This window comes from Streptomyces sp. OZ13, from assembly GCF_052068155.1.
Lineage (GTDB): Bacteria > Actinomycetota > Actinomycetes > Streptomycetales > Streptomycetaceae > Streptomyces.
The window spans coordinates 107504-132709 of sequence record NZ_JBQHCZ010000010.1 but is presented as its reverse complement, the minus strand read 5'-3'; the positions used below and the strand labels follow the sequence as shown (position 1 = coordinate 132709).

Below are 25206 nucleotides of genomic sequence, written 5' to 3'. Positions count from 1 at the left end.
AGGCCGACAAGGCTGCGGCATCCCCTGTCACGCCCGAGCCGAAGCGGGCGGAGAGGCCGGGGCCGGCCGCGCCCGAGCGAGTGAGCCAGGTCCCCGTCACGGCGCCCAAGCCGTTGCCCCCGAGCACGGCGCGCACCGGCGGCTCCTCGAACCGGGTACGCGCGCGTCTCGCGCGCCTGGGCGTGCAGCGCTCCTCCCCGTACAACCCGGTGCTCGAGCCGCTGCTGCGGATCGTGCGCAGCAACGACCCCAAGATCGAGACGTCGACGCTCCGCCAGATCGAGCGTGCCTACCAGGTCGCCGAGCGCTGGCACCGCGGGCAGAAGCGCAAGAGTGGCGACCCGTACATCACGCATCCGCTGGCCGTCACCACGATCCTCGCCGAGCTGGGCATGGACCCGGCGACGCTGATGGCCGGGCTTCTGCACGACACGGTCGAGGACACCGAGTACGGCCTCGACCAGCTCCGCCGGGACTTCGGCGACTCGGTCGCGCTGCTCGTCGACGGCGTCACCAAGCTCGACAAGGTCAAGTTCGGTGAGGCCGCCCAGGCCGAGACCGTGCGCAAGATGGTCGTCGCCATGGCCAAGGACCCGCGCGTCCTGGTCATCAAGCTCGCCGACCGGCTGCACAACATGCGCACCATGCGCTATCTCAAGCGGGAGAAGCAGGAGAAGAAGGCCCGCGAGACGCTCGAGATCTACGCGCCCCTGGCCCACCGCCTGGGCATGAACACCATCAAGTGGGAGCTCGAGGACCTCGCCTTCGCGATCCTCTACCCCAAGATGTACGACGAGATCGTCCGTCTCGTCGCCGAGCGGGCGCCAAAGCGTGACGAGTACCTCGCCATAGTGACCGACGAGGTCCAGTCCGATCTGCGCGCCGCCCGCATCAAGGCCACCGTGACCGGCAGGCCCAAGCACTACTACAGCGTCTACCAGAAGATGATCGTCCGCGGCCGGGACTTCGCGGAGATCTACGACCTGGTGGGCATCCGCGTCCTCGTCGACACGGTCCGCGACTGCTACGCGGCACTGGGCACCGTCCACGCCCGCTGGAACCCGGTTCCGGGGCGGTTCAAGGACTACATCGCGATGCCCAAGTTCAACATGTACCAGTCGCTGCACACGACGGTCATCGGGCCGAACGGCAAGCCGGTCGAGCTGCAGATCCGCACCTTCGACATGCACCGCCGCGCCGAGTACGGCATCGCCGCGCACTGGAAGTACAAGCAGGAGACCGTCGCCGGCGCCTCCAAGATCCGCACCGACGTCCCCAAGGCAGGCAAGGGCACGGCCGGCCAGGACACCGTCAACGACATGGCGTGGCTGCGGCAGCTGCTCGACTGGCAGAAGGAGACCGAGGACCCCGGCGAGTTCCTCGAGTCGCTGCGCTTCGACCTCTCCCGCAACGAGGTCTTCGTCTTCACGCCCAAGGGCGACGTCATAGCGCTGCCCGCGGGCGCCACCCCGGTCGACTTCGCCTACGCGGTGCACACCGAGGTCGGTCACCGCACCATAGGGGCGCGGGTCAACGGGCGTCTCGTGCCGCTCGAGTCGACCCTCGACAACGGCGACCTGGTGGAGGTCTTCACCTCCAAGGCCGAGGGCGCCGGCCCGTCCCGTGACTGGCTGGGCTTCGTCAAGTCGCCGAGGGCGCGCAACAAGATCCGCGCCTGGTTCTCCAAGGAGCGCCGCGACGAGGCCATCGAGCAGGGCAAGGACGCCATCGCGCGCGCCATGCGCAAGCAGAACCTGCCGATCCAGCGGATCCTCACCGGCGACTCCCTGGTCACCCTCGCCCACGAGATGCGCTACCCCGACATCTCGTCGCTGTACGCGGCGATCGGTGAAGGCCATGTGGCCGCGCAGGGCGTCGTGCAGAAGCTGGTGCAGGCCCTCGGCGGCGAGGAGGCCGCCAGCGAGGACCTCGCCGAGTCCACCCCGCCGTCCCACGGCCGCAGCAAGCGCCGCAAGAGCGCGGACCCGGGCGTGGTGGTCAAGGGCGTCGAGGACGTGTGGGTGAAACTGGCGCGCTGTTGCACACCGGTGCCGGGCGACCCGATCATCGGGTTCGTCACCCGCGGCAGCGGCGTGTCCGTGCACCGCGCGGACTGCGTCAACGTCGACTCGCTCTCGCAACAGCCCGAACGGATCCTCGACGTCGAATGGGCCCCCACCCAGTCGTCGGTGTTCCTCGTCGCAATCCAGGTCGAGGCACTCGACCGGTCCCGTCTGCTGTCCGACGTGACCCGGGTCCTCTCCGACCAGCACGTCAACATCCTCTCCGCGGCCGTGCAGACCTCACGCGACCGGGTGGCCACCTCGCGCTTCACCTTCGAGATGGGCGACCCCAAGCACCTGGGTCACGTCCTGAAGGCGGTTCGTGGCGTGGAGGGCGTCTACGACGTCTACCGTGTGACCTCGGCGCGGCGGCCGTAGGTCGCGGACGACAAGGGCCGGTTCCGTCGGAACCGGCCCTTCGGCGTGCCTGGGCCGCACGTGCACGGACGGCTCGTCGGATCCGCGCCTGCCCGGGCGGACCACATGGGGGTGGTCCTCGACCTCATCTCCCTCACGGTGGCCGGAGGTCTTTCCGCCGCACAACTCGCCGTGGCGGTCAGCCAGTGGAGAGCCGCTCGGCGCGCCGCCCCGGCGGTCACGATCCGGCACGGTGACGTAGAGATCGACGTGCGGTCCGGCGACGCCGCGACGGCACTGGCGATCGCCGAGCTGCTGCGGGAACAGGCGCACGGAGGGCAGCAGGGTGACGACCGCGGGACTGCCTGACCCGTCGGCGTCGGCGGCGGTCCTCATCGGGACCTCCTCGTACCTGCACCTGCCGCAGCTCTCCGCCGTCACGACGAATCTCGAGGACCTCGCGTCCGCGCTCAAGGACTCGACGGTGTGGGGACTGCCCGGCGCCCACACCTTCACCGTGGCCGAGCCCGAGACACCGGCCGGACTGCTCGACCCCGTCTACGCGGCAGGGGAGCGGGCGCAGGACACCTTGCTGGTCTACTACTGCGGTCATGGGCTGCGTGATTCGGAGTCGGCCGACTTGTATCTCGCGCTTGTCGGCTCGAGGGAAGGCTCCGGCTACACAGCTGTCGAATATCGGCATTTGCGGACCGCGATCCTCGCGTCACCGGCCCGGCGCAAGGTGGTCGTCCTCGACTGCTGCTTCAGCGGCCGTGCGGCGCGCACGCTCAGCAGCCCCAACGCACTGGCGGCGCAGGCGGGGATCCAGGGAGCCTACGTACTGACCGCGTCGCCGAAGGACCATGTGGCGCTGGCCCCGGAGGGAGAGCGCCACACCGCCTTCACCGGTGAACTGCTGCATGTCCTGAACGAGGGCCTCCCCGACGCTCCCGAGATGCTCGATCTCGAAACGCTCTACCGGGCGGTCGACGCCCGCCTCGGTTCACGTAATCGGCCACGGCCGCAGCGCAGCCAGGAGAACGACGTCGGGCGCCTGCCCATGGTCCGCAACCGCGCCAAGGCGTCCCGCACCACTCCTGCGGGACCTGTCATCGACGCCGAGGTCCAAGGGGCGATGATTTCCTCCGGCCTGCAGCTGGCACGGCTGCTCACGTCGGTCGGGCGCAGCAGGGACGCCCTGCCGGTGCTGCGGATGATCCAGCAGACGAGCACGCCTGACGCCGACGGCGACGCCATCACCGTGCACCTCGAACCGGCGGAGCTGCTCACCGAGACCGGACAGGACAAGCAGGCCATCGAGGTGCTCGAGACGGCCTTTCACCGTACGCGCAAGCGTTTCGGGCCCGAGGCGCTTCTCGTGTGCCGGCGCCTGGCCGATCTGCTCCAGACCGCGGGCAACCACAGCCAGGCGTGCGAAGTGCTCCGGCATGCGCTCGACAGCCTCCACGACAGGCCGGCCTCGTCCGCCGCGGGCGGGGCGGCCGCACCGTAGACCGTCCGTCACACGCCCGGGCCGGGGACCGACCCGGCGGCGGGCGACCGAGCACGCAACAGCCGGCACGGCAGACGGAAGCGGCCCGGAACGCCGTCACGTTCCGGGCCGCTTTCACCAGGGCAGAGTGCCTCAGCCCCCGAACTCGTGCAGACCCTTCAGCGCCTGGTCCAGCAGCGCCTGACGGCCCTCGAGCTCCTTCGCGAGCTTGTCGGCCCGAGCGTTGTTGCCCGAGGCGCGGGCCGCGTCGATCTGGCCGCGCAGCTTGTCGACGGCCGCCTGGAGCTGGCCCGTCAGACCCTCGGCACGCGCACGCGCCTCCGGGTTCGTCCGGCGCCACTCGTTCTCCTCGGACTCCTGCAGGGCCCGCTCCACCGCGTGCATCCGGCCCTCGACCTTGGGACGGGCGTCCCGCGGCACATGACCGATGGCCTCCCAGCGCTCGTTGATCGAACGGAAGGCGGCACGGGCGGCCTTCAGGTCGGTCACCGGCACCAGCTTCTCCGCCTCGGCCGCGAGCTCCTCCTTGAGCTTGAGGTTCTCCGCCTGCTCGGCGTCCCGCTCGGCGAAGACGCCGCTGCGGGCAGCGAAGAACACGTCCTGGGCGCCGCGGAAGCGGTTCCAAAGATCGTCCTCGGCTTCGCGCTGGGCGCGGCCGGCGGCCTTCCACTGCGCCATCAGGTCCCGGTACCGGGCCGCGGTGACACCCCAGTCCGTGGAACCGGAGAGCGCCTCGGCCTCCGCGACCAGCTTCTCCTTCGTCCTGCGGGCCTCCTCGCGCTGCGCGTCCAGCGACGCGAAGTGCGCCTTGCGGCGCTTGGAGAACGCGGAGCGCGCGTGCGAGAACCGGTGCCACAGTTCGTCGTCGGACTTCCGGTCGAGCCGGGGCAGGCCCTTCCAGGTGTCCACCAGCGCACGCAGCCGCTCGCCCGCCGACCGCCACTGCTCGCTCTGGGCCAGCTCCTCCGCCTCGGCGACCAGGGCCTCCTTGGCCTTGCGCGCCTCGTCGGTCTGCTTCGCCCGCTGTGCCTTTCGCTCCTCACGGCGCTTCTCGACCGTCGCCACGAGTGCGTCGAGCCGCACCCGGAGTGCCTGGAGGTCGCCCACCGCGTGGTGCTCGTCCACCTGCTGACGCAGATGGTCGATGGCGGCCTGGGCGTCCTTGGCCGACAGGTCGGTGGTCTTCACGCGCCGCTCGAGGAGGCCGATCTCGACCACCAGGCCCTCGTACTTGCGCTCGAAGTAGGCCAGAGCCTCCTCTGGAGTCCCGGCCTGCCACGATCCGACGACCTGCTCGCCCTCGGCAGTACGCACGTACACGGTGCCCGTCTCGTCGACGCGGCCCCACGGGTCGCTGCTCACAGCGCCTCCTCAACCTGATGCCGACGAGGGGTTCCTCCCCCGGGCATCGTCCACAGTTTCCCGGACGGGCCTCGCCCGCCCTCCACGGCGCGCGTCCAGCACGCGCCGTACAACGCCCAATCTAGGCGACCGGCCGCCCGGCTGTCCGCACTCAGCGCGGCCGAAATTGCCCGGCTACGCCTTCGGGACGGTGGCCTTCTCGATGGTCACGGCCTTCTTCGGCGGACCGTCCGCGCCGCCGCCCTCGACTCCGGCCTTCGCCACGTCCTGGACGGCCTTCAGGCTCTTCCCGTCCATGGTGCCGAACGGCGTGTAGGTGGGCGGCAGTTTGGTGTCCTTGTAGACGAGGAAGAACTGGCTGCCGCCCGAGTCGGGCTGGCTGGTGTTCGCCATCGCGACCGTGCCCGCCGGGAACGTGACCGTGCCGTCGGCGCCTGCCTTGCCGAGCGCGTCGAGGTTCTCGTCGGGGATCGTGTAGCCAGGACCGCCGGTGCCGTCGCCCTTCGGGTCGCCGCACTGCAGCACGAAGATGTTCTCCGTGGTCAGACGGTGACACTTCGTACCGTCGAAGTAGCCCTTGTCCGCCAGCGACTTGAACGAGTTCACCGTGTGCGGCGTCTTCGCGGCATCCATCGCGATCGCGATGTCACCCTGGTCGGTCTTCAGCCGGAACGAGTACTTGGCCTTCTTGTCGATCGCCATCGCCGGTGCCGGCGTGCTGCTCTCGGAAGGGGAGGCGCTCGGCGGGGGATCGAGCGGCGCGGCGTCGTCCTTCTTGTCCTCCCCGGTGAGGCCCAGCGCATAGACGGCGCCGCCGCCCGCGAGCACCACGGCGAGTGCCGCCGCGATCACGGAGTTGCGGACCTTGGCCTTCTTCCGCGCCTGCTCCCTGCGCTGCTGCTGGCGCTCGAACTTCTCCCTGGCGAGCTGCCGCCGTCGCTGATCGCTGCTGACCACCGGGTCTTCTCCTTGTAACTCGTGGGTCGAAGGTCGTTCAAGGCGCGTACGTCGGATGAGGCCGACCGCCGGGCTTGCCCGTACCGTATACGGGTTGGCTGTGTGATGAGCAGCGCCGGTAGGCTCTGATCTGCTGCAATCCACTGCAAACCACGCAGCGGCCGACCGACGACGACCGAACTGAGGACGATCGTGCTTATTGCCGGGTTCCCCGCCGGGGCCTGGGGGACCAACTGCTATCTGGTCGCCCCCGCCGCAGGCGAGGAGTGCGTGATCATCGACCCGGGCCACCAGGCCACCGAAGGCGTCGAGGAAGCGCTGAAGAAGCATCGGCTCAAGCCCGTCGCCGTCGTCCTCACCCATGGGCACATCGACCATGTCGCCTCCGTCGTCCCCGTCTGCGGCGCCCATGACGTCCCGGCCTGGATCCACCCCGAGGACCGCTACATGATGAGCGACCCGGAGAAGGCGCTCGGCCGCTCCATCGGGATGCCACTCATGGGCGAACTCACCGTCGGGGAGCCCGACGACGTCAAGGAGCTCACCGACGGCGCCGCGCTCAGCCTGGCCGGCCTCGATTTCTCCGTCTCGCATGCGCCCGGCCATACCAAGGGGTCGGTGACCTTCAAGATGCCCGAGTCGGCGGACGTCCCGTCCGTCTTCTTCTCGGGCGACCTGCTGTTCGCCGGCTCCATCGGACGCACGGACCTGCCCGGCGGCGACATGGACGAGATGCTCGAGTCGCTGGCACGGGTGTGCCTGCCCCTCGACGACTCGACCGTGGTGCTGTCCGGCCACGGCCCCCAGACGACCATCGGCCGCGAGCGCGCCACCAACCCGTATCTGCGGGAAGTGGCCGCCGGCCTCGGGAGCGGTCGGCCCGCTCCCCGACGAGGAATGTGACGAGACTCCACAGGTGAATACCTTCCAGGCCCCCAAGGGCACGTACGACCTGATCCCGCCGCGGTCCGCGACGTACCTCGCGGTGCGCGACGCGATCTCCACTCCGCTGAAGAACTCGGGCTACGGCTACATCGAGACGCCCGGCTTCGAGAACGTCGAGCTGTTCGCGCGCGGCGTCGGCGAGTCCACCGACATCGTGACCAAGGAGATGTACGCCTTCGAGACCAAGGGCGGCGACAAGCTGGCCCTGCGGCCCGAGGGCACGGCGTCGGTGCTGCGCGCGGCGCTGGAGGCCAACCTGCACAAGGCGGGCAACCTGCCCGTCAAGCTCTGGTACTCGGGCTCGTACTACCGCTACGAGCGCCCGCAGGCCGGCCGTTACCGGCACTTCTCCCAGGTGGGCGCCGAGGCGATCGGCGCCGAGGACCCGGCGCTGGACGCCGAGCTGATCATTCTGGCCGACCAGGCGTACCGCTCGCTCGGTCTGCGCAACTTCCGGATCCTGCTCAACTCGCTCGGCGACAAGGAGTGCCGCCCGGTCTACCGCGAGGCGCTCCAGACCTTCCTGCGCGACCTCGACCTCGACGAGGACACCCGCCGCCGTATCGAGATCAACCCGCTTCGGGTCCTCGACGACAAGCGCGACGCGGTGCAGAAGCAGCTGGTCGGCGCGCCCATGCTGCGCGACTACCTGTGCGACGCGTGCAAGGCGTACCACGAGGAGGTCCGGGCGCTGATCACCGCGGCCGGTGTCGCCTTCGAGGACGACGAGAAGCTGGTGCGCGGTCTCGACTACTACACCCGCACCACCTTCGAGTTCGTCCACGACGGTCTCGGCTCGCAGTCCGCGGTGGGCGGCGGAGGCCGCTACGACGGGCTGTCCGAGATGATCGGCGGCCCCGCGCTGCCGTCCGTCGGCTGGGCCCTCGGCGTGGACCGCACCGTGCTGGCGCTGGAGGCGGAGGGCGTCGAGCTCGACATCCCGGCGGCCACCAGCGTGTACGCGGTGCCGTTGGGCGACGAGGCGAGGCGCGTCCTGTTCGGCGTGGTGACCGAGCTGCGCAGGGCGGGCGTCGCGGCCGACTTCTCGTACGGCGGGAAGGGCCTCAAGGGCGCGATGAAGAACGCCAACCGCAGCGGGGCCCGGTACGCGATCGTCGCCGGTGAGCGTGATCTCGCCGACGGCGTGGTCCAGCTCAAGGACATGGAGTCGGGCGAGCAGGAGCCGGTGCCGGTCGACGAGGTCCTCACCCGGCTGCGCGGCCGGCTCGGCTGAGACGCCGCGCGGTCCGGCCGGCAACGGCGGTCGCGGGGGCCCGGGGCGGACAACTGCCCCGGGCCCCCGCTCTGTTACGGGCCCGGCGGGCCGGCCGGAGCGGATCTTCCTTATCCGGATCGAACGGAGAAGATCCGTACCGGTGCGGCAGAATGGCCGTGCCCAACAGCCCCGGAGCGATGGAACGGCGAAATGACGAGTGCAGCGGCCAAAGACGTGTCCCCCGACGAGGAGGCACCCGGTGGGCGCAGGGTCGGCGCAGGCAGGGCCTTCGCCTGGCTGCTCGTCGTCACCGGCGCCGCCGGTGTGCTGGCCGCGTGGGTCATCACGATCGACAAGTTCAAGATCCTCGAGGCGAAGATCGCCGGCACCACCTTCACACCGGGGTGCAGCCTCAACCCGGTGGTCTCCTGCGGCAGCGTCATGGAGAGCGACCAGGCCGCGGCCTTCGGCTTCCCCAACCCGATGCTCGGACTGGTGACTTACGGCATCGTGGTCTGCGTCGGCATGAGCCTGCTCGCCGGCGCCCGGTTCCGCCGCTGGTACTGGCTGACCTTCAACGCGGGCACCCTCTTCGGCGTCGGCTTCTGCACCTGGCTGATGCAGCAGTCGCTGTACGAGATCAACGCGCTGTGCCTGTGGTGCGGCCTGGCCTGGGTCGCCACGATCTTCATGTTCTGGTACGTGACCTCGCACAACGTCCGCCACGGGCTGCTGCCCGCGCCGTCCTGGCTGCGCGGCTTCCTCGACGAGTTCACCTGGGTGCTGCCCGTCCTGCACACCGGCGTGATCGGCATGCTGATCCTGACCCGCTGGTGGGGCTTCTGGACCTCCTGACCGGATCCGGCGCTGTCAGTGGGCTGACATAGGCTTCACAGCGTGGAGCCCGACCTCTTTACCGCCGCAGCCGAAGAACGCCAGGAGAAGGACCCGACCAGCAGTCCACTGGCGGTCCGGATGCGCCCGCGCATCCTCGACGAGGTCGTCGGCCAGCGGCATCTGCTCAAGCCCGGTTCACCGCTGCGCCGCCTGGTCGGCGAAGGCGGCGGGGGAGGGCCGGCCGGCGTCTCGTCCGTGATCCTCTGGGGCCCGCCCGGCACGGGCAAGACCACGCTGGCCTATGTGGTCTCCAAGGCGACGAACAAGCGCTTCGTCGAGCTCTCCGCGATCACCGCGGGCGTCAAGGAGGTCCGGGCCGTCATCGAGGGCGCCAAGCGCGCCGCGGGCGGCTTCGGCAAGGAGACCGTCCTCTTCCTCGACGAGATCCACCGCTTCTCCAAGGCCCAGCAGGACTCGCTGCTGCCCGCGGTCGAGAACCGCTGGGTCACGCTGATCGCCGCCACCACCGAGAATCCGTACTTCTCGGTGATCTCCCCGCTGCTCTCCCGTTCGCTGCTGCTCACCCTGGAGCCGCTGACCGACGACGACGTCCGTGGCCTGTTGCGCCGGGCGCTCACCGAGGAGCGGGGGCTCGGCGGTGCCGTGTCGCTCCCCGAGGAGGCGGAGGCGCATCTGCTGCGCATCGCGGGCGGCGATGCCCGCCGGGCGCTGACGGCCCTGGAGGCCGCGGCCGGTGCGGCCCTCGACAAGGGGGAGGACGGGATCAGCCTGGTGACCGTGGAGGAGACGGTCGACCGGGCGGCGGTGAAGTACGACCGCGACGGCGACCAGCACTACGACGTCGCCAGCGCGCTCATCAAGTCGATCCGTGGTTCCGACGTGGACGCGGCACTGCACTATCTGGCGCGGATGATCGAGGCGGGGGAGGACCCGCGGTTCATCGCCCGGCGGCTGATGATCTCGGCCAGCGAGGACATCGGTCTGGCGGATCCGACCGCGCTGCCGACGGCGGTGGCGGCGGCCCAGGCCGTCGCCATGATCGGTTTCCCCGAGGCGGCGCTGACCCTCAGCCATGCCACGATCGCCCTCGCGCTCGCCCCCAAGTCGAACGCGGCGACGACGGCGATCTCCGCGGCCCAGCAGGACGTGCGCAACGGCCTGGCCGGCCCGGTCCCGCGTCATCTGCGTGACGGCCACTACAAGGGGGCCGCGAAACTGGGCCACGCCCAGGGCTATGTCTATCCGCACGACGTCCCCGGCGGTATCGCGGCCCAGCAGTACGCACCGGACGCCGTCCACGGCAAGCGTTACTACGAACCGACGCGGTACGGCGCGGAGGCGCGGTACGCGGACGTGGTGGAGAAGGTGCGTGCGCGCCTGCGCGGCGAGGAGGACTGAGCGGCGTCAGAGGGACGCCGCGTCGAACAGTGTGTGCATCGCGCGGCGCAGCTCGGTCACGTCCGCGACGGGTGCGGGGAAGTCGAAGCGGGCGTCGAAGCAGCGCTCGCCGGTGAACCGCACCCGCAGCCCGAACCGGTCCAGCGCCAGCGGTACCGCTCGCCGTCCTTCCTCGGCGGCCGTTCCTTCCCGCTCGCCGAGCAGTGAGCCCAGGGCCTGCACCTGGTCGCTGTGCGCGGAGTGCAGGTGCTGGAGCAGTTCGGTCTCGTGGGAGACGAGGGGGTCGACGGCCGCGTTCGCGAACTCCTCGGGTTCCACGCGGGCGGTACCCCACAGATCGTCGACGCTCGCCTCGCCGACCTCGAGACGCAGCATCATGTACCCGGGCTCGGCCGCCAGGCCCGGGACGCTGGTCAGCCAGCCGGAGACCCAGGCGCGGCCCCGGATACGGTCGCGCACGGCGACGGGCGCGACGTCGGTGAGCTCCAGTACCGCCGACAGCTCGTCGTCCTGTGCGTGGGTCGCGGCCCGCACGGCGGGCGAGTCGGCGGCGAACAGCAGGAAGACCTCGCCGTCGGTGCCGACCGCCCTGGCGTGGGGGCTCAGCTGCTCCGGCCGGGCGCCCTCCAGCCCCGGGACGAGCAGCACCGCTGAGCATGTACTCTGTACGAGAGTTCGTGTGCGCTCGGCTGCTGACGGCATCCGAGTGATTTCAAGCCCGCTGGGACGCGGCTGACCATGAGCTGATCGGACCTCCGTCACCTCGATGCCCGAAGAGGCATCGGCGTTGTTTGTGCTGTCCGTGATGCGCTTGGTGTTCCCAGGGCGAGACATGCGATCTCCTTGAGTAAGGTGAGCCTAACCTAACCTACAACGGAGGTCTGGAGAACGTGCCTAACCAGTCGCGTCCCAAGGTCAAGAAGTCGCGTGCGCTCGGTATTGCGCTGACGCCGAAGGCCGTCAAGTACTTCGAAGCCCGCCCCTACCCGCCGGGCGAGCACGGCCGTGGCCGCAAGCAGAACTCGGACTACAAGGTCCGTCTGCTCGAGAAGCAGCGCCTGCGTGCGCAGTACGACATCAGCGAGAAGCAGATGGCCCGCGCCTACGACCGCGCGCGCAAGGCCGAGGGCAAGACCGGCGAGGCGCTGGTCGTCGAGCTCGAGCGCCGCCTCGACGCCCTGGTCCTGCGTTCGGGCATCGCCCGCACCATCTACCAGGCCCGTCAGATGGTCGTCCACGGCCACATCGAGGTCAACGGCGGCAAGGTCGACAAGCCGTCCTTCCGCGTCCGTCCCGACGACGTCGTGATGGTCCGCGAGCGCTCCCGCGAGAAGACCCTCTTCCAGGTCGCCCGCGAGGGTGGCTTCGCCGCCGACGGTGAGACCCCGCGCTACCTGCAGGTCAACCTCAAGGCCCTGGCGTTCCGCCTGGACCGCGACCCGCAGCGCAAGGAAGTTCCGGTCATCTGCGACGAGCAGCTCGTCGTCGAGTACTACGCCCGCTGATCCTGGCGGTCCCTCCCGGCGTCAGCCGGGGGAGGCGGCCGCTCACAGCGCTTCAGCCCGCCGCTTCCCCACCGTTCCCGGTGGGGGAGTTGGCGGGCTCCCGCGTTTCCCGGGGCCGTACCCGCTGCGTACCGACCAGCCCCGGCCGCGGGCCGCCGGGCGCCGCGAGCGCACGCTGCACCGCCGCGTCGAGGGAGAGCCCCCGGCCGTCGCGTACGCACTCCTCGAACCGCTCGTCACCCAGCAGCCGTCTCGCCCGCTCCTCGGACAGGGCGCGCGGCGCACCGAAATAGCCGGAGCCGAACAGGGACGGGCCCACCGAGCCCCAGAGCGTGGCCGCCGCGCCCTGCAGGACCGCGGCCTCCGCCGGATCCCCCTCGCTGGCCGTCACCAGAGCCAGCAGCTCGAGGGCCAGAACCAGACCGACGAGGTCGTTGAACCGGTGGTCGATGGCGACGCACTCGTTGAGCAACTCCCGTGCCCTGTCGTACGTGTTCGACTCCCAGGCCGCGTAGGCGAGCACATAGAGCGCGTACGCGCGGGCCCACTGCTCGCCGTGGTCCTCGCAGACCTCCTTGACGGCCTCGCACAGCGTGACCGCCGCGTCCAGCCGGTCCTGGAAGACCAGCGTCATCGCCAGTTCGACCCGGCCCATCAGGACGTTGCTGTTGAGCTCGCCCAGTTCCTCGTACGAGGCCAGCGCCGAGCGCAGCAGACCCTCGGCGCGCGGCATCTCGTCGGCGAGCAGGGCCAGGCAGCCCTTGCGGTGCCTCGCATAGGCGGCGGCGAGCCGGTCCCGCGCCCGGTCCGCCCGCTCGGCGCACTCGTGCAGCGCGGCCGCCGCGGCCGCCGGGTCGCCCTGCAGGATCGCCACGTAGCCGAGCACCCACAGCGCTTTGAGCCGTGTCTCCTCGTGCCCCGATTCATGGGCGAGGCACCGGTCGAGCCAGTGCCGGCCCTCGGCGAGCCGGCCGCAGCCGACCCAGTAGAACCAAAGGGTCCCTGCCAGATGCCGGCCCAGATGGGCGTCCTCCGGCTGTTCCAGGCACAGTTCGAGCGCCGCCCGCAGATTGGGGAGCGCGCTGTCGGCGCAGGCCGCCACCTCCGCCTGACGCGGGCTGAACCACTCCAGTTCGCACCATGTGGCGAGCCCCATGTACCAGTCGCGGTGCCGTCTGCGCAGCCGCTCCGCGTCGCCGATCGCGCGAAGCCACTCCGCCCCGTACTCCCGGACCGTGTCCAGCAGGCGGTAACGCAGGCCGGCCGGCGTCTCCTCGCGGCAGACCACGGACTGGGCGACCAGCTCGCCGAGCACGTCGAGGACGCCGTCGGCGGGCAGGTCCGGGCCGGTGCAGATGTACTCGACCGCGTCCAGGTCGAACTGTCCCGCGAAGACCGACAGACGGGCCCACAGCAGCCGTTCCTCCGGTGAGCACAGCTCATGGCTCCAGCCGACGGCGGTACGCAGGGTGCGATGGCGCGGCAGGGCTCCCCGGCAGCCGCCGGTGAGCAGTCCGAAGCGGTCGTCGAGCCGGTGCAGCAGCTGGTCCAGGGAGAGCGCCGGCAGGCGTCCGGCGGCGAGTTCGAGCGCCAGCGGGATGTGTTCGAGGCGGCGGCACACCTCGAGGACCGCGGGCCGCTCGGCGTCGGTGGCGCGGTGGTTCGGCAGCACGGCGGCGGCCCGGGCCTCGAAGAGCGCCGCGGCGTCCTCCTCGGACATCGAGGCCAGCTCGAAGATCTGCTCCCCGTCGAGCCGCAGCGGTCTGCGGCCCACCGCGAGGACCTGCACCCCGGGAGCGCGGCGCAGCACGTCCCGTACGAGCTCGGCGCACTCGTCGACGATCTGCTCGAAGCCGTCCACGACGAGCAGCAGGCTGCTGCCCGCGAGTTCGTCGGTCACGACCTCGCGGGGCGGCCTGGAGGTGTGATCGGTGACGCCGAGGCTCTCCGCGAGGGCGTGGGCCAGCAGATCGGGGTCTCGTAACAGGGACAGCTCGCACAGCCGCACTCCGTCGGCGTACCGATTCTGCACGGCCGCCGCGGCGTGCACCGCCAGGCGGGACTTGCCGACGCCGCCCGGTCCGACGACGGTGATCAGACGGGAGCTGTCGAGGGCGCCGATGAGCGCGGACAACTCGTCGTTGCGACCCACGAAACGGTTCAGTTCCGCGGGAAGACTGCTGTGGCGACGTCGCATAGGACACGCAGAGTACTCATGCGTAAGCACTGCGTACAATCGGCCCGGAGAACCGGGCCGGAGCGCGCCGGTAATGCGGTACGGGCCGCCGTCGAGGGCGCGATAGGCTCGGAGGGCGATTTCCCGTACACCCGAAGACGATGCAGAGAGCGGTGCGCAGTGACCGGTGGAGAGGTTGCCGGGATTCTGGTGGCCGTCTTCTGGGCGATCTTGGTCTCCTTCCTCGCCGTGGTGCTCGTGAGGCTGGCCCAGACGCTCAGGGCGACCACCAAACTCGTGGCGGACGTGACCGAACAGGCGGTGCCCCTGCTGGCCGACGCCTCGGCGACCGTGCGCTCCGCGCAGACCCAGCTCGACCGGGTGGACGCCATCGCGACCGACGTCCAGGAGGTCACCTCCAACGCCTCCGCGCTCTCCACGACGGTCGCCTCCACGTTCGGCGGCCCGCTGGTGAAGGTGGCCGCCTTCGGCTACGGCGTCCGCCGTGCCATGAGCCGCAAGGGCGACGACAAGCCCGCCGCGCCGTCGCGCCGTTCGGTGATCGTCGGCCGCACCGTGCCGGCCGCCCGGCGCTGGAACCGGAAGGGCTGAAGCATCATGTTCCGCCGCACGTTCTGGTTCACCGCCGGCGCAGCAGCCGGCGTATGGGCCACCACCAAGGTCAACCGCAAGCTCAAGCAGCTCACCCCCGAGAGCCTCGCCGCCCAGGCCGCGAACAAGGCCGTCGACGCGGGCCACAAGCTCAAGGACTTCGCGCTCGACGTCCGCGCCGGGATGGTGCAGCGCGAGGGCGAACTCGCCGAGGTACTGGGGCTGCACGCGCCCGTCGACGGCGAGCTGCCGGCCCAGCGGGGGCCGGCGGCGGTCGGGCGGGGAAAGCCCGCGCAGATCACGTACCTGCACGGCGGGAAGCCGGGCGGGAAGTCGCACCGCAAGCATTCGAACACCGAGCAGCCGCGCGGCGAAGAGCCGCACGGCGAGCATTCGTACAACCGGAATGAGGACCACTGATGGAGTCGGCTGAAATCCGCCGCCGCTGGCTGAGCTTCTTCGAGGAGCGCGGGCACACCGTCGTGCCTTCGGCGTCGCTCATCGCGGACGACCCGACTCTGCTCCTCGTCCCCGCGGGCATGGTCCCCTTCAAGCCGTACTTCCTCGGTGAGGTCAAGCCGCCCGCCCCGCGCGTGACCAGCGTGCAGAAGTGCGTGCGCACGCCGGACATCGAAGAGGTCGGCAAGACCACCCGGCACGGCACGTTCTTCCAGATGTGCGGCAACTTCTCCTTCGGCGACTACTTCAAGGAAGGCGCCATCAAGTTCGCCTGGGAGCTGCTCACCAGCCCCCAGGACAAGGGTGGTTACGGCCTCGAGCCGGAGAAGCTCTGGATCACGGTCTACCAGGACGACGACGAGGCCGAGCAGATCTGGCGCGACGTGATCGGCGTACCCGCCGAGCGCATCCAGCGCCTCGGCATGGGCCCCAACTTCTGGTCGATGGGCGTCCCCGGCCCCTGCGGACCCTGCTCCGAGATCAACTACGACCGCGGTCCGGAGTTCGGCGAGGAGGGCGGCCCCGCCGTCAACGACGAGCGCTACGTGGAGATCTGGAACCTGGTCTTCATGCAGTACGAGCGCGGCGCCGGCGAGGGCAAGGAGGACTTCCCGATCCTCGGCGACCTGCCGAGCAAGAACATCGACACCGGTCTCGGCCTCGAGCGCCTCGCGATGATCCTGCAGGGCGTGCAGAACATGTACGAGACCGACACCCTGCGCGTCGTGATGGACAAGGCCACCGAGCTCACCGGCGTCCGCTACGGCGACAAGCACGACACCGACGTCTCTCTGCGGGTGGTCGCCGACCACATCCGCACCTCCACGATGCTCATCGGCGACGGCGTCACCCCCGGCAACGAGGGTCGCGGCTACGTGCTGCGCCGCATCATGCGCCGCGCCATCCGCAACATGCGCCTGATGGGCGCCACCGGCCCGGTCGTCAAGGAACTCGTCGACGTCGTGGTCGACACGATGGGGCAGCAGTACCCGGAGCTGATCACCGACCGCAAGCGGATCGAGACCGTCGCCCTCGCCGAGGAGGCCGCGTTCCTCAAGGCCCTCAAGGGCGGCACCAACATCCTCGACACCGCCGTCACGGAGACCAAGGCCAAGGGCGGCACGGTCCTGCCCGGCGACAAGGCCTTCCTGCTCCACGACACCTGGGGCTTCCCGATCGACCTCACCCTCGAGATGGCCGCCGAGCAGGGCCTGTCCGTGGACGAGGACGGCTTCCGCCGCCTGATGAAGGAGCAGCGGGACCGGGCCAAGGCCGACGCCAAGGCCAAGAAGACCGGTCACGCCAACCTCACCGCCTACCGCGAGATCGCCGACACCTCGGGCAACACCGAGTTCACCGGCTACACCTCCACCGAGGGCGAGTCCACCGTCGTCGGCCTGCTCGTCGACGGCGTCTCCTCCCCGGCGGCCTCCGAGGGCGACGAGGTCGAGGTCGTCCTGGACCGCACGCCGTTCTACGCCGAGGGCGGCGGCCAGCTCGCCGACCAGGGCCGGATCAAGCTGCACTCGGGTGCCGTCATCCAGGTCCGCGACGTGCAGCAGCCGGTCCCGGGCGTCAGCGTCCACAAGGGTGTCGTCCAGGTCGGTGAGGTCACCGTCGGCGCCTCCGCCTACGCCGTCATCGACGTACGCCGCCGCCGGGCCATCGCCCGCGCCCACAGCGCCACCCACCTGACCCACCAGGCCCTGCGCGACGCCCTCGGACCGACGGCAGCCCAGGCCGGCTCGGAGAACTCCCCGGGCCGCTTCCGCTTCGACTTCGGCTCGCCGAACGCCGTCCCCGGCACGGTCCTCACCGACGTCGAGCAGAAGATCAACGAAGTCCTCGCCCGTGAACTCGACGTGCACGCCGAGGTCATGAGCATCGACGAGGCCAAGAAGCAGGGCGCCATCGCCGAGTTCGGCGAGAAGTACGGCGAGCGGGTCCGCGTCGTGACCATCGGCGACTTCTCCAAGGAGCTGTGCGGCGGCACGCACGTCCACAACACCGCCCAGCTGGGTCTGGTGAAGCTGCTCGGCGAGTCCTCCATCGGCTCCGGCGTGCGCCGGGTCGAGGCCCTCGTCGGCGTCGACGCGTACAACTTCCTCGCCAAGGAGCACACGGTCGTCGCCCAGCTCCAGGAGCTGGTCAAGGGCCGCTCCGAGGAGCTGCCGGAGAAGATCGCCGCCATGCTCGGCAAGCTGAAGGACGCCGAGAAGGAGATCGAGAAGTTCCGCGCGGAGAAGGTGCTCGGCGCCGCCGCCGGGCTCGCCGAGGGCGCCAAGGACGTCCGCGGCGTCGCCCTCGTCACGGGCACCGTCCCGGACGGCACGTCCGCCGACGACCTGCGCAAGCTGGTCCTCGACGTGCGCGGCCGCATCCCGGGCGACCGTCCGGCCGTCGTGGCCGTCTTCACGACAGCAGGCGGCCGTCCGCTCACGGTCATCGCCACCAACGAAGCCGCCCGCGAGCGCGGCCTCAAGGCCGGCGACCTGGTCCGCGCCGCCGCCAAGACGCTGGGCGGCGGCGGAGGCGGCAAGCCGGACGTCGCCCAGGGCGGCGGCCAGAACCCGGACGCCATCGGTGACGCCGTGGCCGCCGTCGAGCGCCTCGTCGCCGAGACCGCGTGACCGAGGACAGGCCACAGATGCGCCGCGGACGTCGCCTCGCGATCGACGTCGGGGACGCCCGGATCGGGGTCGCCTCGTGCGACCCCGACGGGCTCCTCGCCACGCCGGTGGAGACCGTGCCGGGACGTGACGTCCCGGCCGCCCACCGGCGGCTGCGCCAGCTGGTGGAGGAGTACGAGCCGATCGAGGTCGTGGTCGGCCTGCCCCGCTCGCTCAGCGGACGGGAGGGGCCGGCGGCCAAGAAGATCCGGAGCTTCGCGCAGACACTCGCACAGGGCGTCAATCCGGTGCCCGTCCGGTTGGTCGACGAGAGGATGACCACAGTGACGGCCACTCAGGGACTGCGTGCTTCGGGCGTGAAGTCCAAAAAGGGCAGGTCCGTCATCGATCAGGCTGCCGCTGTGGTGATCCTTCAGAACGCTCTGGAGTCCGAACGGGCGTCAGGCAATGCCCCGGGAGAGGGCGTCGAACCGATTGTCTGATCGCGATACGGTAACGTTCCGCGCGATGCGGCGGTGTTCGAACAGCCGCCGCACAGAAAAGAGGCGGAACGTTCCGCGCCGTCTCGCGGCCCTAGGGGATCGATGACTGAGTATGGCCGGGGCCCCGGCTCCGAACCGTGGCACCCTGAGGACCCTTTGTACGGGGATCAGGGGTGGGGAGGACAGCAGCCCGCGGCCGGTCATGCTCCGCACGCCGGCGATCAGCAGCAGTACCCGCAGGCGCAGCAGGGCCAGTACGACACGGGGCAGGGCCAGTACACCCAGGGCCAGTACGACACCGGGCAGGGCCAGTACGCCCAGGGCCAGTACGACACGGGGCAGGGCCAGTACGACACCGGCCAGGGCCAGTACCACACGGGGCAGGGCCAGTACGCCCAGGGCCAGTACGACACCGGCCAGGGCCAGTACCACGACCCGTACCAGCAGGGCGGTCAGCAGCAGTACCAGGACCCGTACCAGCAGCCACAGCAGCACCACGACGGCGGCGGCTGGGACACCGGTCAGCACTCCGCGGCGCCGTACGGCTCCGACCCGTCGGCCACCTACGGCGGCGAGCCCGCCGGGTACGCCACCCGCCAGGAAGCCGACTACTACGGCACGCCCGACGCCTACCCGCCGCCGCAGCCGCCCGGCCGGCGCCGCGCGGAGCCCGAGCCGGCCACCGACTGGGACGCCGAAGCCGCACAGGAGGAGACCCACCCCTTCTTCACCGGCGACGACAGCCGCGACGAGGACGACGGCCACGACGAAGAGGCGCGGGGCGGCGAAGGCGGCGGGCGCGACCGCCGTGGCAAGGGGACCAAGAAGAAGGGCAGCCGCAACGGCCTGGCATGCCTGGTGGTCGCCGCGGTCCTCGTGGGCGGCCTCGGGACCGTCGGCTACTTCGGCTACCAGTTCCTTCAGGGCCAGTTCGGTGAGCCGGAGGACTTCGAGGGCACCGGTATCGCCGCGACCGTCGAGGTGACGATCCCCCAGGGCGCCACGGGCAGCGAGATCGGGAACATCCTCAAGGAACTCGGCGTGGTCAAGAGCGTCGATGCGTTCGTCTCCGCTCAGGCCAAGAATCCCAAGGGCGGCACCATCCAGGACGGCGTCTACGTCCTGAAGAAGGAGCAGTCGGCCAAGAGCGCGGTCGAGTCGATGCTCAACCCCGCCAGCCGCAACAACCTGACTATCCCCGAGGGCACCCGCAACGCCGCCGTCTACACGTCGATAGACAAGAAACTCAACCTCAAGCCGGGAACGACGGAGTCGGTCGCGGAGGCCAAGGCCGACAGTCTCGGGCTGCCCGACTGGGCGAAGAACCACAAGGACGTCAAGGACCCGCTCGAGGGCTTCCTCTTCCCTGCCGCCTACCCGGTCTCGAAGGGCGACAAGCCGGAGGCGATCCTCAAGAAGATGGTCGCCCGTGCCAACCAGGAGTACGAGAAGGCCGGCCTCGAGTCCAAGGCGAAGGGCCTCGGCCTCGAGAACCCGTGGGAGCTGCTCACGCTGGCCAGCCTGGTCCAGGTCGAGGGCAAGACGCACGACGACTTCCGCAAGATGTCCGAGGTCATCTACAACCGTCTCAAGCCCGAGAACACCGAGACGAACCAACTGCTCCAGTTCGACTCCGCCTTCAACTACCTCAAGGGTCAGAGCAAGATCGACATCTCTGAGGACGAGATCAACAGCAACCAGGACCCGTACAACACGTACACCCAGAGGGGTCTGACCCCGGGGCCCATCAGCAACCCGGGCAACGAGGCCCTGACGGCGGCCCTCAACCCGACGGACGACGGCTGGCTGTACTTCGTGGCCACGGACGGCATGAACAAGACCGAGTTCGCGAAGACGCTCGCCGAGCACCAGAAGCTGGTGGACAAGTTCAACGACTCGCGGGGCAACTGATGGCGCCGCCCCGCCGGGCGGCCGTCCTCGGCTCGCCCATCGCGCACTCGCTGTCCCCGGTGCTGCACCGCGCCGCGTACGCCGAACTCGGCCTCGACGACTGGTCCTACGACCGGTTCGAGGTCGACGAGGCCGCCCTGCCGGACTTCGTCGCGGAGCTCGACGCGTCATGGGCCGGCCTGTCGCTGACGATGCCGCTCAAGCGGGCGATCATCCCGCTGCTCGACGGGATCAGTGACACCGCTGCTTCCGTCGAGGCCGTCAACACCGTGGTGTTCACCGACGACGGCCGCCGGGTCGGCGACAACACCGACATCCCCGGCATGATCGCGGCGCTGCGCGAGCGAGGCGTCGAGACTGTGGACTCCGCCGCGATCCTCGGCGCCGGGGCCACCGCCTCCTCCGCGGTCGCCGCCCTGGCGCGTGTCTGCACCGGCCCGGTGACGGCGTACGTGCGCAGCGAGACGCGGGCCGCCGAGATGCGCGGCTGGGGCGAGCGACTGGGCGTGGACGTCCGCACCGCCGACTGGTCGGCGGCGGCCGAGGCACTGCACGCGCCCCTCGTGATCGCCACCACGCCTGCCGGCACGACCGACGCCCTCGCCGCCGAGGTCCCGAGCGCGCCCGGCACCCTCTTCGACGTGCTGTACGACCCGTGGCCGACGGCCCTGGCGGCTGCCTGGTCGGGCAACGGCGGCGGGGTGGTGGGTGGACTCGACCTCCTGGTGCACCAGGCGGTGTTCCAGGTCGAGCAGATGACGGGCCGTTCACCCGCGCCGCTACGGGCGATGCGTACCGCTGGTGAAGACGCGCTCCGAGCCCGCTAGGATCGGCGCGTTCGATCAGGGGCACGTCAACAGCACAGGGGGAGCCCGGCCATGGAAACCGGTCAGCCGCAGGCGTCGATCGCCAAGAACATCTTCGAGGGCATCGTCTCGTTCCTGCCCGACTGGCTGCAGATCCCGATCATCTGCCTGATCATCCTGCTGGTCCTCCTCGGCTGGGTGTCCTCGATCCGCAAGAAGATCGCCCGGCGCCGCGCCGCGCGCAACCCTCAGCCCGTGCCCGTGGCACCCGGCAACCAGGGCAGCGGTGCTGACTTCCTCGGCCCGTACGCCCCTGCCCAGCAGGCCCCGCAGCAGCCCAGCGGCGCCGCGTTTCTCGGCCCGTACGCCCCTGCCCAGCAGGCCCCGCAGCAGCCCAGCGGTGCCGACTACCTGGGGGCGTACGCGCCCCAGCAGCGCCGCGACGGCGTCTGACCGGCTCGGGACCGGCTGTCCACGGGCGTCCGCCAGGTGGACCGGTGGCCGGGAGCGGGGTGCGGACGTGGGAGGATCGAGGGAGGCGGGCCAGGGCCGCGCCTCCCCGGCCGCTGCCGGGAGGTTTCCCCAGGCCGCGCCGTCGCAGTTCCACGCGCGAGCATGAGGAGCACCGTTGAGCAGGTTGCGTTGGCTGACCGCGGGCGAGTCGCACGGACCCGCACTGGTGGCGACGCTGGAGGGTCTTCCCGCCGGTGTGCCGATCACCACCGACATGGTGGCGGACCACCTCGCGAGGCGGCGCCTCGGTTACGGTCGCGGTGCCCGGATGAAGTTCGAACGCGACGAAGTCACCTTCATCGGCGGCGTGCGCCACGGACTGACCATGGGCTCGCCGGTGGCGGTCATGGTCGGCAACACCGAGTGGCCGAAGTGGGAGAAGGTCATGGCGGCCGACCCCGTCGATCCCGACGAGCTCGCCCAGCTGGCCCGTAACGCACCCCTGACACGGCCCCGGCCCGGTCACGCCGACCTCGCCGGCATGCAGAAGTACGCGCTCGAAGAGGCCCGCCCGATCCTGGAGCGCGCGAGCGCCCGTGAGACCGCGGCGCGGGTCGCCCTGGGCGCGGTGGCCCGTTCGTACCTGAAGGAGACGACGGGCATCGAGATCGTCTCCCACGTGGTCGAGCTGGCCGCGGCCAAGGCCCCGTACGGTGTCGTTCCCGTCCCCGCCGACGAGGAGCGCCTCGACGCCGACCCGGTCCGCTGCCTGGACGCCGACGCGAGCAAGGCGATGGTCGCCGAGATCGACCAGGCCCACAAGGACGGCGACACCCTCGGCGGCGTGGTGGAGGTCCTCGCGTACAACGTGCCGGTCGGCCTCGGCTCGCACGTCCACTGGGACCGCAGGCTCGACGCGCGTCTCGCCGCGGCCCTCATGGGCATCCAGGCCATCAAGGGCGTCGAGGTCGGCGACGGCTTCGAGCTCGCCCGAGTACCCGGCTCCAAGGCGCACGACGAGATCGTGCCCACCGACGAGGGCATCCGCCGCACGTCCGGCCGGTCCGGCGGCACCGAGGGCGGCATGTCCACCGGTGAGCTGCTGCGCGTCCGCGCCGCGATGAAACCCATCGCGACCGTGCCGCGCGCCCTGCGGACCATCGACGTGGAGACCGGCGAGCCCGCGGCCGCCCACCACCAGCGTTCCGATGTCTGCGCGGTGCCCGCCGCGGGGATCGTCGCCGAGGCGATGGTGGCGCTGGTCCTCGCCGACGCCGTCGCCGAGAAGTTCGGTGGCGACAGCGTCACGGAGACCCGCCGCAACGTCCGCTCGTACCTCGACAACCTGCACATCCGATGAGCGCCCCGCTGATCGTCCTCGTCGGGCCGATGGGCTCGGGCAAGTCCACGGTCGGCGAGCTGCTCGCCGGCCGGCTCGGCGTGGCCTTCCGGGACACCGACGCGGACATCGTCGCCGCCGAGGGCCGCGAGATCTCCGACATCTTCGTCGAGGACGGCGAGGACCACTTCCGTGACCTCGAGCGCGCGGCCGTCCGGTCCGCCCTCGCGGAGCACCCGGGCGTGCTCGCCCTCGGGGGCGGCGCGATCCTCGACGAGGGGACCCGCGCGCTGCTCACCGGCCTGCCCGTCGCCTACCTGTCGATGGACGTGGAGGAGGCGGTGAAGCGCGTCGGGCTGAACACGGCCCGCCCGCTGCTCGCCGTCAACCCCCGCCGGCAGTGGCGCGAGCTGATGGACGCCCGCCGGCCTCTCTACAACGAAGTGGCCCGCGTCGTCGTGGCCACCGACGACCGCACGCCCGAAGAGGTCGCGCAGGCGGTCCTCGACGCACTGGAGCTGAAGGACGCATGACTGACCAGGCAGTGACCCGTATCCAGGTCGGCGGAACGGCCGGTACGGACCCGTACGAGGTGCTGGTCGGCCGGCAGCTGCTCGGCGAACTGCCGGGCCTGATCGGGACCAGGGCCCAGCGGGTGGCGGTGCTCCACCCCGAGGCGCTCGCGGAGACCGGTGAGGCGCTGCGCGCGGACCTCGCGGACCAGGGCTACGAGGCCGTCGCGATCCAGGTGCCGAACGCGGAGGAGGCCAAGACCGTCGAGGTCGCGGCGTACTGCTGGAAGGCGCTCGGCCAGACCGGTTTCACCCGCACCGACGTCATCGTCGGCGTCGGCGGCGGCGCCACGACCGACCTCGCCGGGTTCGTCGCGGCGAGCTGGCTGCGCGGCGTGCGCTGGATCGCCGTCCCGACGACCGTGCTCGGCATGGTGGACGCGGCCGTCGGCGGCAAGACCGGTATCAACACCGCGGAGGGCAAGAACCTCGTCGGCGCGTTCCACCCGCCGGCCGGTGTGCTGTGCGACCTGGCGGCGCTCGACTCGCTGCCGGTCAACGACTACGTCAGCGGCATGGCGGAGATCATCAAGGCCGGCTTCATCGCCGACCCGGTCATCCTCGACCTCGTCGAGGCCGACCCGCAGGGCGCCCGCACGCCCGCCGGTCCGCACACGGCCGAGCTGATCGTGCGCTCCATCCAGGTCAAGGCCGACGTCGTCTCCAGCGACCTCAAGGAGTCCGGACTCCGCGAGATCCTGAACTACGGGCACACCCTGGCGCACGCCATCGAGAAGAACGAGCGCTACAAGTGGCGGCACGGCGCGGCCGTCTCCGTCGGCATGGTCTTCGCCGCGGAACTCGGCCGTCTCGCCGGACGGCTGGACGACGCCACCGCCGACCGGCACCGCACGGTCCTCGAGTCCGTCGGGCTCCCACTGACCTACCGCGGCGACCAGTGGCCCAAGCTGCTGGAGACCATGAAGGTCGACAAGAAGTCCCGCGGCAACCTGCTGCGCTTCATCGTCCTCGACGGCCTGGCCAAGCCGACCGTGCTCGAAGGCCCCGACCCGGCCGTCCTGCTCGCCGCCTACGGCGAGGTCTCCGCGTGACCCGCCGGGTGCTCGTGCTCAACGGCCCCAACCTCGGCCGCCTCGGCTCCCGCGAGCCGGACGTCTACGGCGCGACCTCCTACGCCGGTCTGGTGGAAACCTGCCGGGCCCTCGGCAAGGAGCTCGGCTTCGACGTCGACGTACGCGAGACGAACGACGAGGGCGAGATGATCCGCTGGCTGCACGAGGCCGCGGACGGTTCAATTCCGGTCGTTCTGAACCCCGGTGCCTTCACGCACTACTCGTACGGGATGCGCGACGCCGCCGCCCAGCGCACGGCCCCGCTCATCGAGGTGCACATCTCCAACCCGTACACCCGCGAGGCCTTCCGCCACACCTCCGTGGTGGCCGCGGTCGCCAGCGGCACGGTGGCCGGCTTCGGCATCGGCTCCTACCGGCTCGCGCTGCGCGCGCTGGCGGAGGAACTCGACGGCTGACGCGCCGCCGCGTGGAGCAGGGCACTTCGAGCCGCCCTGGGCCGTTGTCGCTACGGCGGCCGGGCCCGGTCGCACATCCGAGCGGCACCGGGAGGGTACCGTT

General features: G+C 70.7%; 23 protein-coding genes. 19 read left to right on the top strand and 4 right to left on the bottom strand.

What is annotated here, in order from left to right:
* The first annotated feature begins 80 nt into the window (after positions 1-80).
* From ACTMTU_RS22485 to ACTMTU_RS22475, 3 genes are read left to right on the top strand one after another with little or no spacing between them, the layout of a single operon-like run.
* Positions 81-2441: a RelA/SpoT family protein gene (locus tag ACTMTU_RS22485; RefSeq protein ID WP_364594456.1), complete on the top strand. Its 2361-nt coding sequence runs from the start codon at positions 81-83 to the stop codon at positions 2439-2441.
* A 45-nt stretch (positions 2442-2486) separates the two neighbouring features.
* Positions 2487-2789 (top strand): effector-associated constant component EACC1, encoded by a 303-nt coding sequence (locus tag ACTMTU_RS22480; RefSeq protein ID WP_441265300.1) that lies wholly within the window; start codon positions 2487-2489, stop codon positions 2787-2789.
* Entirely contained in the window at positions 2767-3933 is a 1167-nt protein-coding gene (locus ACTMTU_RS22475) for a caspase, EACC1-associated type (protein WP_441265299.1), read from the top strand. The genes ACTMTU_RS22480 and ACTMTU_RS22475 overlap by 23 nt, the downstream gene beginning before the upstream one ends.
* Before the next feature lie 132 nt (positions 3934-4065).
* Here ACTMTU_RS22475 and ACTMTU_RS22470 read toward each other — a convergent pair whose 3' ends face one another.
* The gene (locus tag ACTMTU_RS22470) at positions 4066-5295 is read right to left on the bottom strand and encodes a DUF349 domain-containing protein (protein WP_441265298.1); all 1230 of its coding nucleotides are present in this window, start codon (positions 5293-5295) and stop codon (positions 4066-4068) included.
* 174 nt (positions 5296-5469) lie between these two features.
* Entirely contained in the window at positions 5470-6252 is a 783-nt protein-coding gene (locus ACTMTU_RS22465; RefSeq protein ID WP_441265297.1) for a peptidylprolyl isomerase, read from the bottom strand.
* A 192-nt stretch (positions 6253-6444) separates the two neighbouring features.
* On the opposite strand from ACTMTU_RS22465, the gene ACTMTU_RS22460 reads away from it, so the two are divergent.
* The 4 genes from ACTMTU_RS22460 to ACTMTU_RS22445 all read left to right on the top strand — a co-directional run bounded on the left by ACTMTU_RS22460 (position 6445) and on the right by ACTMTU_RS22445 (position 10669).
* On the top strand, positions 6445-7155 hold the full coding sequence (locus ACTMTU_RS22460; RefSeq protein WP_005319802.1) for an MBL fold metallo-hydrolase: 711 nt from the start codon (positions 6445-6447) through the stop codon (positions 7153-7155).
* Between the two features lie 13 nt (positions 7156-7168).
* Entirely contained in the window at positions 7169-8431 is a 1263-nt protein-coding gene (gene hisS, locus ACTMTU_RS22455; RefSeq protein ID WP_441265296.1) for a histidine--tRNA ligase, read from the top strand.
* Between the two features lie 192 nt (positions 8432-8623).
* Positions 8624-9268: a vitamin K epoxide reductase family protein gene (locus tag ACTMTU_RS22450; protein ID WP_441265295.1), complete on the top strand. Its 645-nt coding sequence runs from the start codon at positions 8624-8626 to the stop codon at positions 9266-9268.
* Between the two features lie 42 nt (positions 9269-9310).
* A complete protein-coding gene (locus tag ACTMTU_RS22445; RefSeq protein ID WP_441265294.1) occupies positions 9311-10669 on the top strand; it encodes a replication-associated recombination protein A in 1359 nt (452 codons plus the stop codon).
* 6 nt (positions 10670-10675) lie between these two features.
* On the opposite strand, the gene ACTMTU_RS22440 is transcribed toward ACTMTU_RS22445, so the two are convergent.
* Positions 10676-11371 (bottom strand): DUF2470 domain-containing protein, encoded by a 696-nt coding sequence (locus ACTMTU_RS22440; RefSeq protein ID WP_441265293.1) that lies wholly within the window; start codon positions 11369-11371, stop codon positions 10676-10678.
* Positions 11372-11559: 188 nt separating this feature from the next.
* On the opposite strand from ACTMTU_RS22440, the gene rpsD reads away from it, so the two are divergent.
* A complete protein-coding gene (gene rpsD / locus ACTMTU_RS22435; RefSeq protein WP_005319815.1) occupies positions 11560-12174 on the top strand; it encodes a 30S ribosomal protein S4 in 615 nt (204 codons plus the stop codon).
* Between the two features lie 52 nt (positions 12175-12226).
* Here rpsD and ACTMTU_RS22430 read toward each other — a convergent pair whose 3' ends face one another.
* Complete coding sequence (locus ACTMTU_RS22430) at positions 12227-14371, bottom strand: ATP-binding protein (RefSeq protein WP_441265292.1); 2145 nt, start codon at positions 14369-14371, stop codon at positions 12227-12229.
* A gap of 159 nt (positions 14372-14530) precedes the next feature.
* On the opposite strand from ACTMTU_RS22430, the gene ACTMTU_RS22425 reads away from it, so the two are divergent.
* The 11 genes from ACTMTU_RS22425 (at position 14531) to ACTMTU_RS22375 (ending at position 25103) form a co-directional block, all read left to right on the top strand.
* On the top strand, positions 14531-14962 hold the full coding sequence (locus ACTMTU_RS22425) for a DUF948 domain-containing protein (protein WP_441265291.1): 432 nt from the start codon (positions 14531-14533) through the stop codon (positions 14960-14962).
* A 6-nt stretch (positions 14963-14968) separates the two neighbouring features.
* Positions 14969-15382 (top strand): hypothetical protein, encoded by a 414-nt coding sequence (locus ACTMTU_RS22420; RefSeq protein WP_441265290.1) that lies wholly within the window; start codon positions 14969-14971, stop codon positions 15380-15382.
* Positions 15382-18051: an alanine--tRNA ligase gene (alaS, locus tag ACTMTU_RS22415; RefSeq protein ID WP_441265289.1), complete on the top strand. Its 2670-nt coding sequence runs from the start codon at positions 15382-15384 to the stop codon at positions 18049-18051. Before ACTMTU_RS22420 ends, alaS begins: the two co-directional genes overlap by 1 nt.
* Positions 18052-18068: 17 nt before the next feature.
* Positions 18069-18533, top strand: a complete 465-nt coding sequence (gene ruvX / locus ACTMTU_RS22410; protein WP_441265288.1) for a Holliday junction resolvase RuvX — start codon at positions 18069-18071, stop codon at positions 18531-18533.
* 102 nt (positions 18534-18635) lie between these two features.
* Positions 18636-20444 (top strand): endolytic transglycosylase MltG, encoded by a 1809-nt coding sequence (gene mltG, locus ACTMTU_RS22405; RefSeq protein ID WP_441265287.1) that lies wholly within the window; start codon positions 18636-18638, stop codon positions 20442-20444.
* Positions 20444-21271, top strand: a complete 828-nt coding sequence (locus tag ACTMTU_RS22400; RefSeq protein ID WP_441265286.1) for a shikimate dehydrogenase — start codon at positions 20444-20446, stop codon at positions 21269-21271. Before mltG ends, ACTMTU_RS22400 begins: the two co-directional genes overlap by 1 nt.
* Positions 21272-21322: 51 nt before the next feature.
* Positions 21323-21703, top strand: coding sequence for a hypothetical protein (locus tag ACTMTU_RS22395; protein WP_441265285.1), 381 nt, complete (start codon positions 21323-21325; stop codon positions 21701-21703).
* Between the two features lie 175 nt (positions 21704-21878).
* Positions 21879-23063 carry a chorismate synthase gene (aroC, locus tag ACTMTU_RS22390; protein ID WP_441265284.1) on the top strand — a complete coding sequence of 395 codons (1185 nt, stop codon included), beginning with the start codon at positions 21879-21881 and terminating at the stop codon, positions 23061-23063.
* Complete coding sequence (locus ACTMTU_RS22385; protein ID WP_441265283.1) at positions 23060-23575, top strand: shikimate kinase; 516 nt, start codon at positions 23060-23062, stop codon at positions 23573-23575. The genes aroC and ACTMTU_RS22385 overlap by 4 nt, the downstream gene beginning before the upstream one ends.
* The gene (gene aroB / locus ACTMTU_RS22380) at positions 23572-24666 is read left to right on the top strand and encodes a 3-dehydroquinate synthase (RefSeq protein ID WP_441265282.1); all 1095 of its coding nucleotides are present in this window, start codon (positions 23572-23574) and stop codon (positions 24664-24666) included. The genes ACTMTU_RS22385 and aroB overlap by 4 nt, the downstream gene beginning before the upstream one ends.
* Entirely contained in the window at positions 24663-25103 is a 441-nt protein-coding gene (locus ACTMTU_RS22375; protein WP_441265281.1) for a type II 3-dehydroquinate dehydratase, read from the top strand. Before aroB ends, ACTMTU_RS22375 begins: the two co-directional genes overlap by 4 nt.
* Positions 25104-25206: the final 103 nt, after the last annotated feature.

Excerpts from the sequence above, each read along its gene's own strand:
- ACTMTU_RS22420 (WP_441265290.1), top strand. The coding sequence starts at position 14,969 with ATGTTCCGCCGCACGTTCTGGTTCACCGCCGGCGCAGCAGCCGGCGTA.
- ACTMTU_RS22450 (WP_441265295.1), top strand. The coding sequence starts at position 8,624 with ATGACGAGTGCAGCGGCCAAAGACGTGTCCCCCGACGAGGAGGCACCC.
- mltG (WP_441265287.1), top strand. The coding sequence starts at position 18,636 with ATGACTGAGTATGGCCGGGGCCCCGGCTCCGAACCGTGGCACCCTGAG.
- ruvX (WP_441265288.1), top strand. The coding sequence starts at position 18,069 with ATGCGCCGCGGACGTCGCCTCGCGATCGACGTCGGGGACGCCCGGATC.
- aroB (WP_441265282.1), top strand. The coding sequence starts at position 23,572 with ATGACTGACCAGGCAGTGACCCGTATCCAGGTCGGCGGAACGGCCGGT.
- ACTMTU_RS22385 (WP_441265283.1), top strand. The coding sequence starts at position 23,060 with ATGAGCGCCCCGCTGATCGTCCTCGTCGGGCCGATGGGCTCGGGCAAG.
- ACTMTU_RS22440 (WP_441265293.1), bottom strand. The coding sequence starts at position 11,371 with ATGCCGTCAGCAGCCGAGCGCACACGAACTCTCGTACAGAGTACATGC.
- ACTMTU_RS22395 (WP_441265285.1), top strand. The coding sequence starts at position 21,323 with ATGGAAACCGGTCAGCCGCAGGCGTCGATCGCCAAGAACATCTTCGAG.
- alaS (WP_441265289.1), top strand. The coding sequence starts at position 15,382 with ATGGAGTCGGCTGAAATCCGCCGCCGCTGGCTGAGCTTCTTCGAGGAG.
- ACTMTU_RS22430 (WP_441265292.1), bottom strand. The coding sequence starts at position 14,371 with ATGCGACGTCGCCACAGCAGTCTTCCCGCGGAACTGAACCGTTTCGTG.
- ACTMTU_RS22400 (WP_441265286.1), top strand. The coding sequence starts at position 20,444 with ATGGCGCCGCCCCGCCGGGCGGCCGTCCTCGGCTCGCCCATCGCGCAC.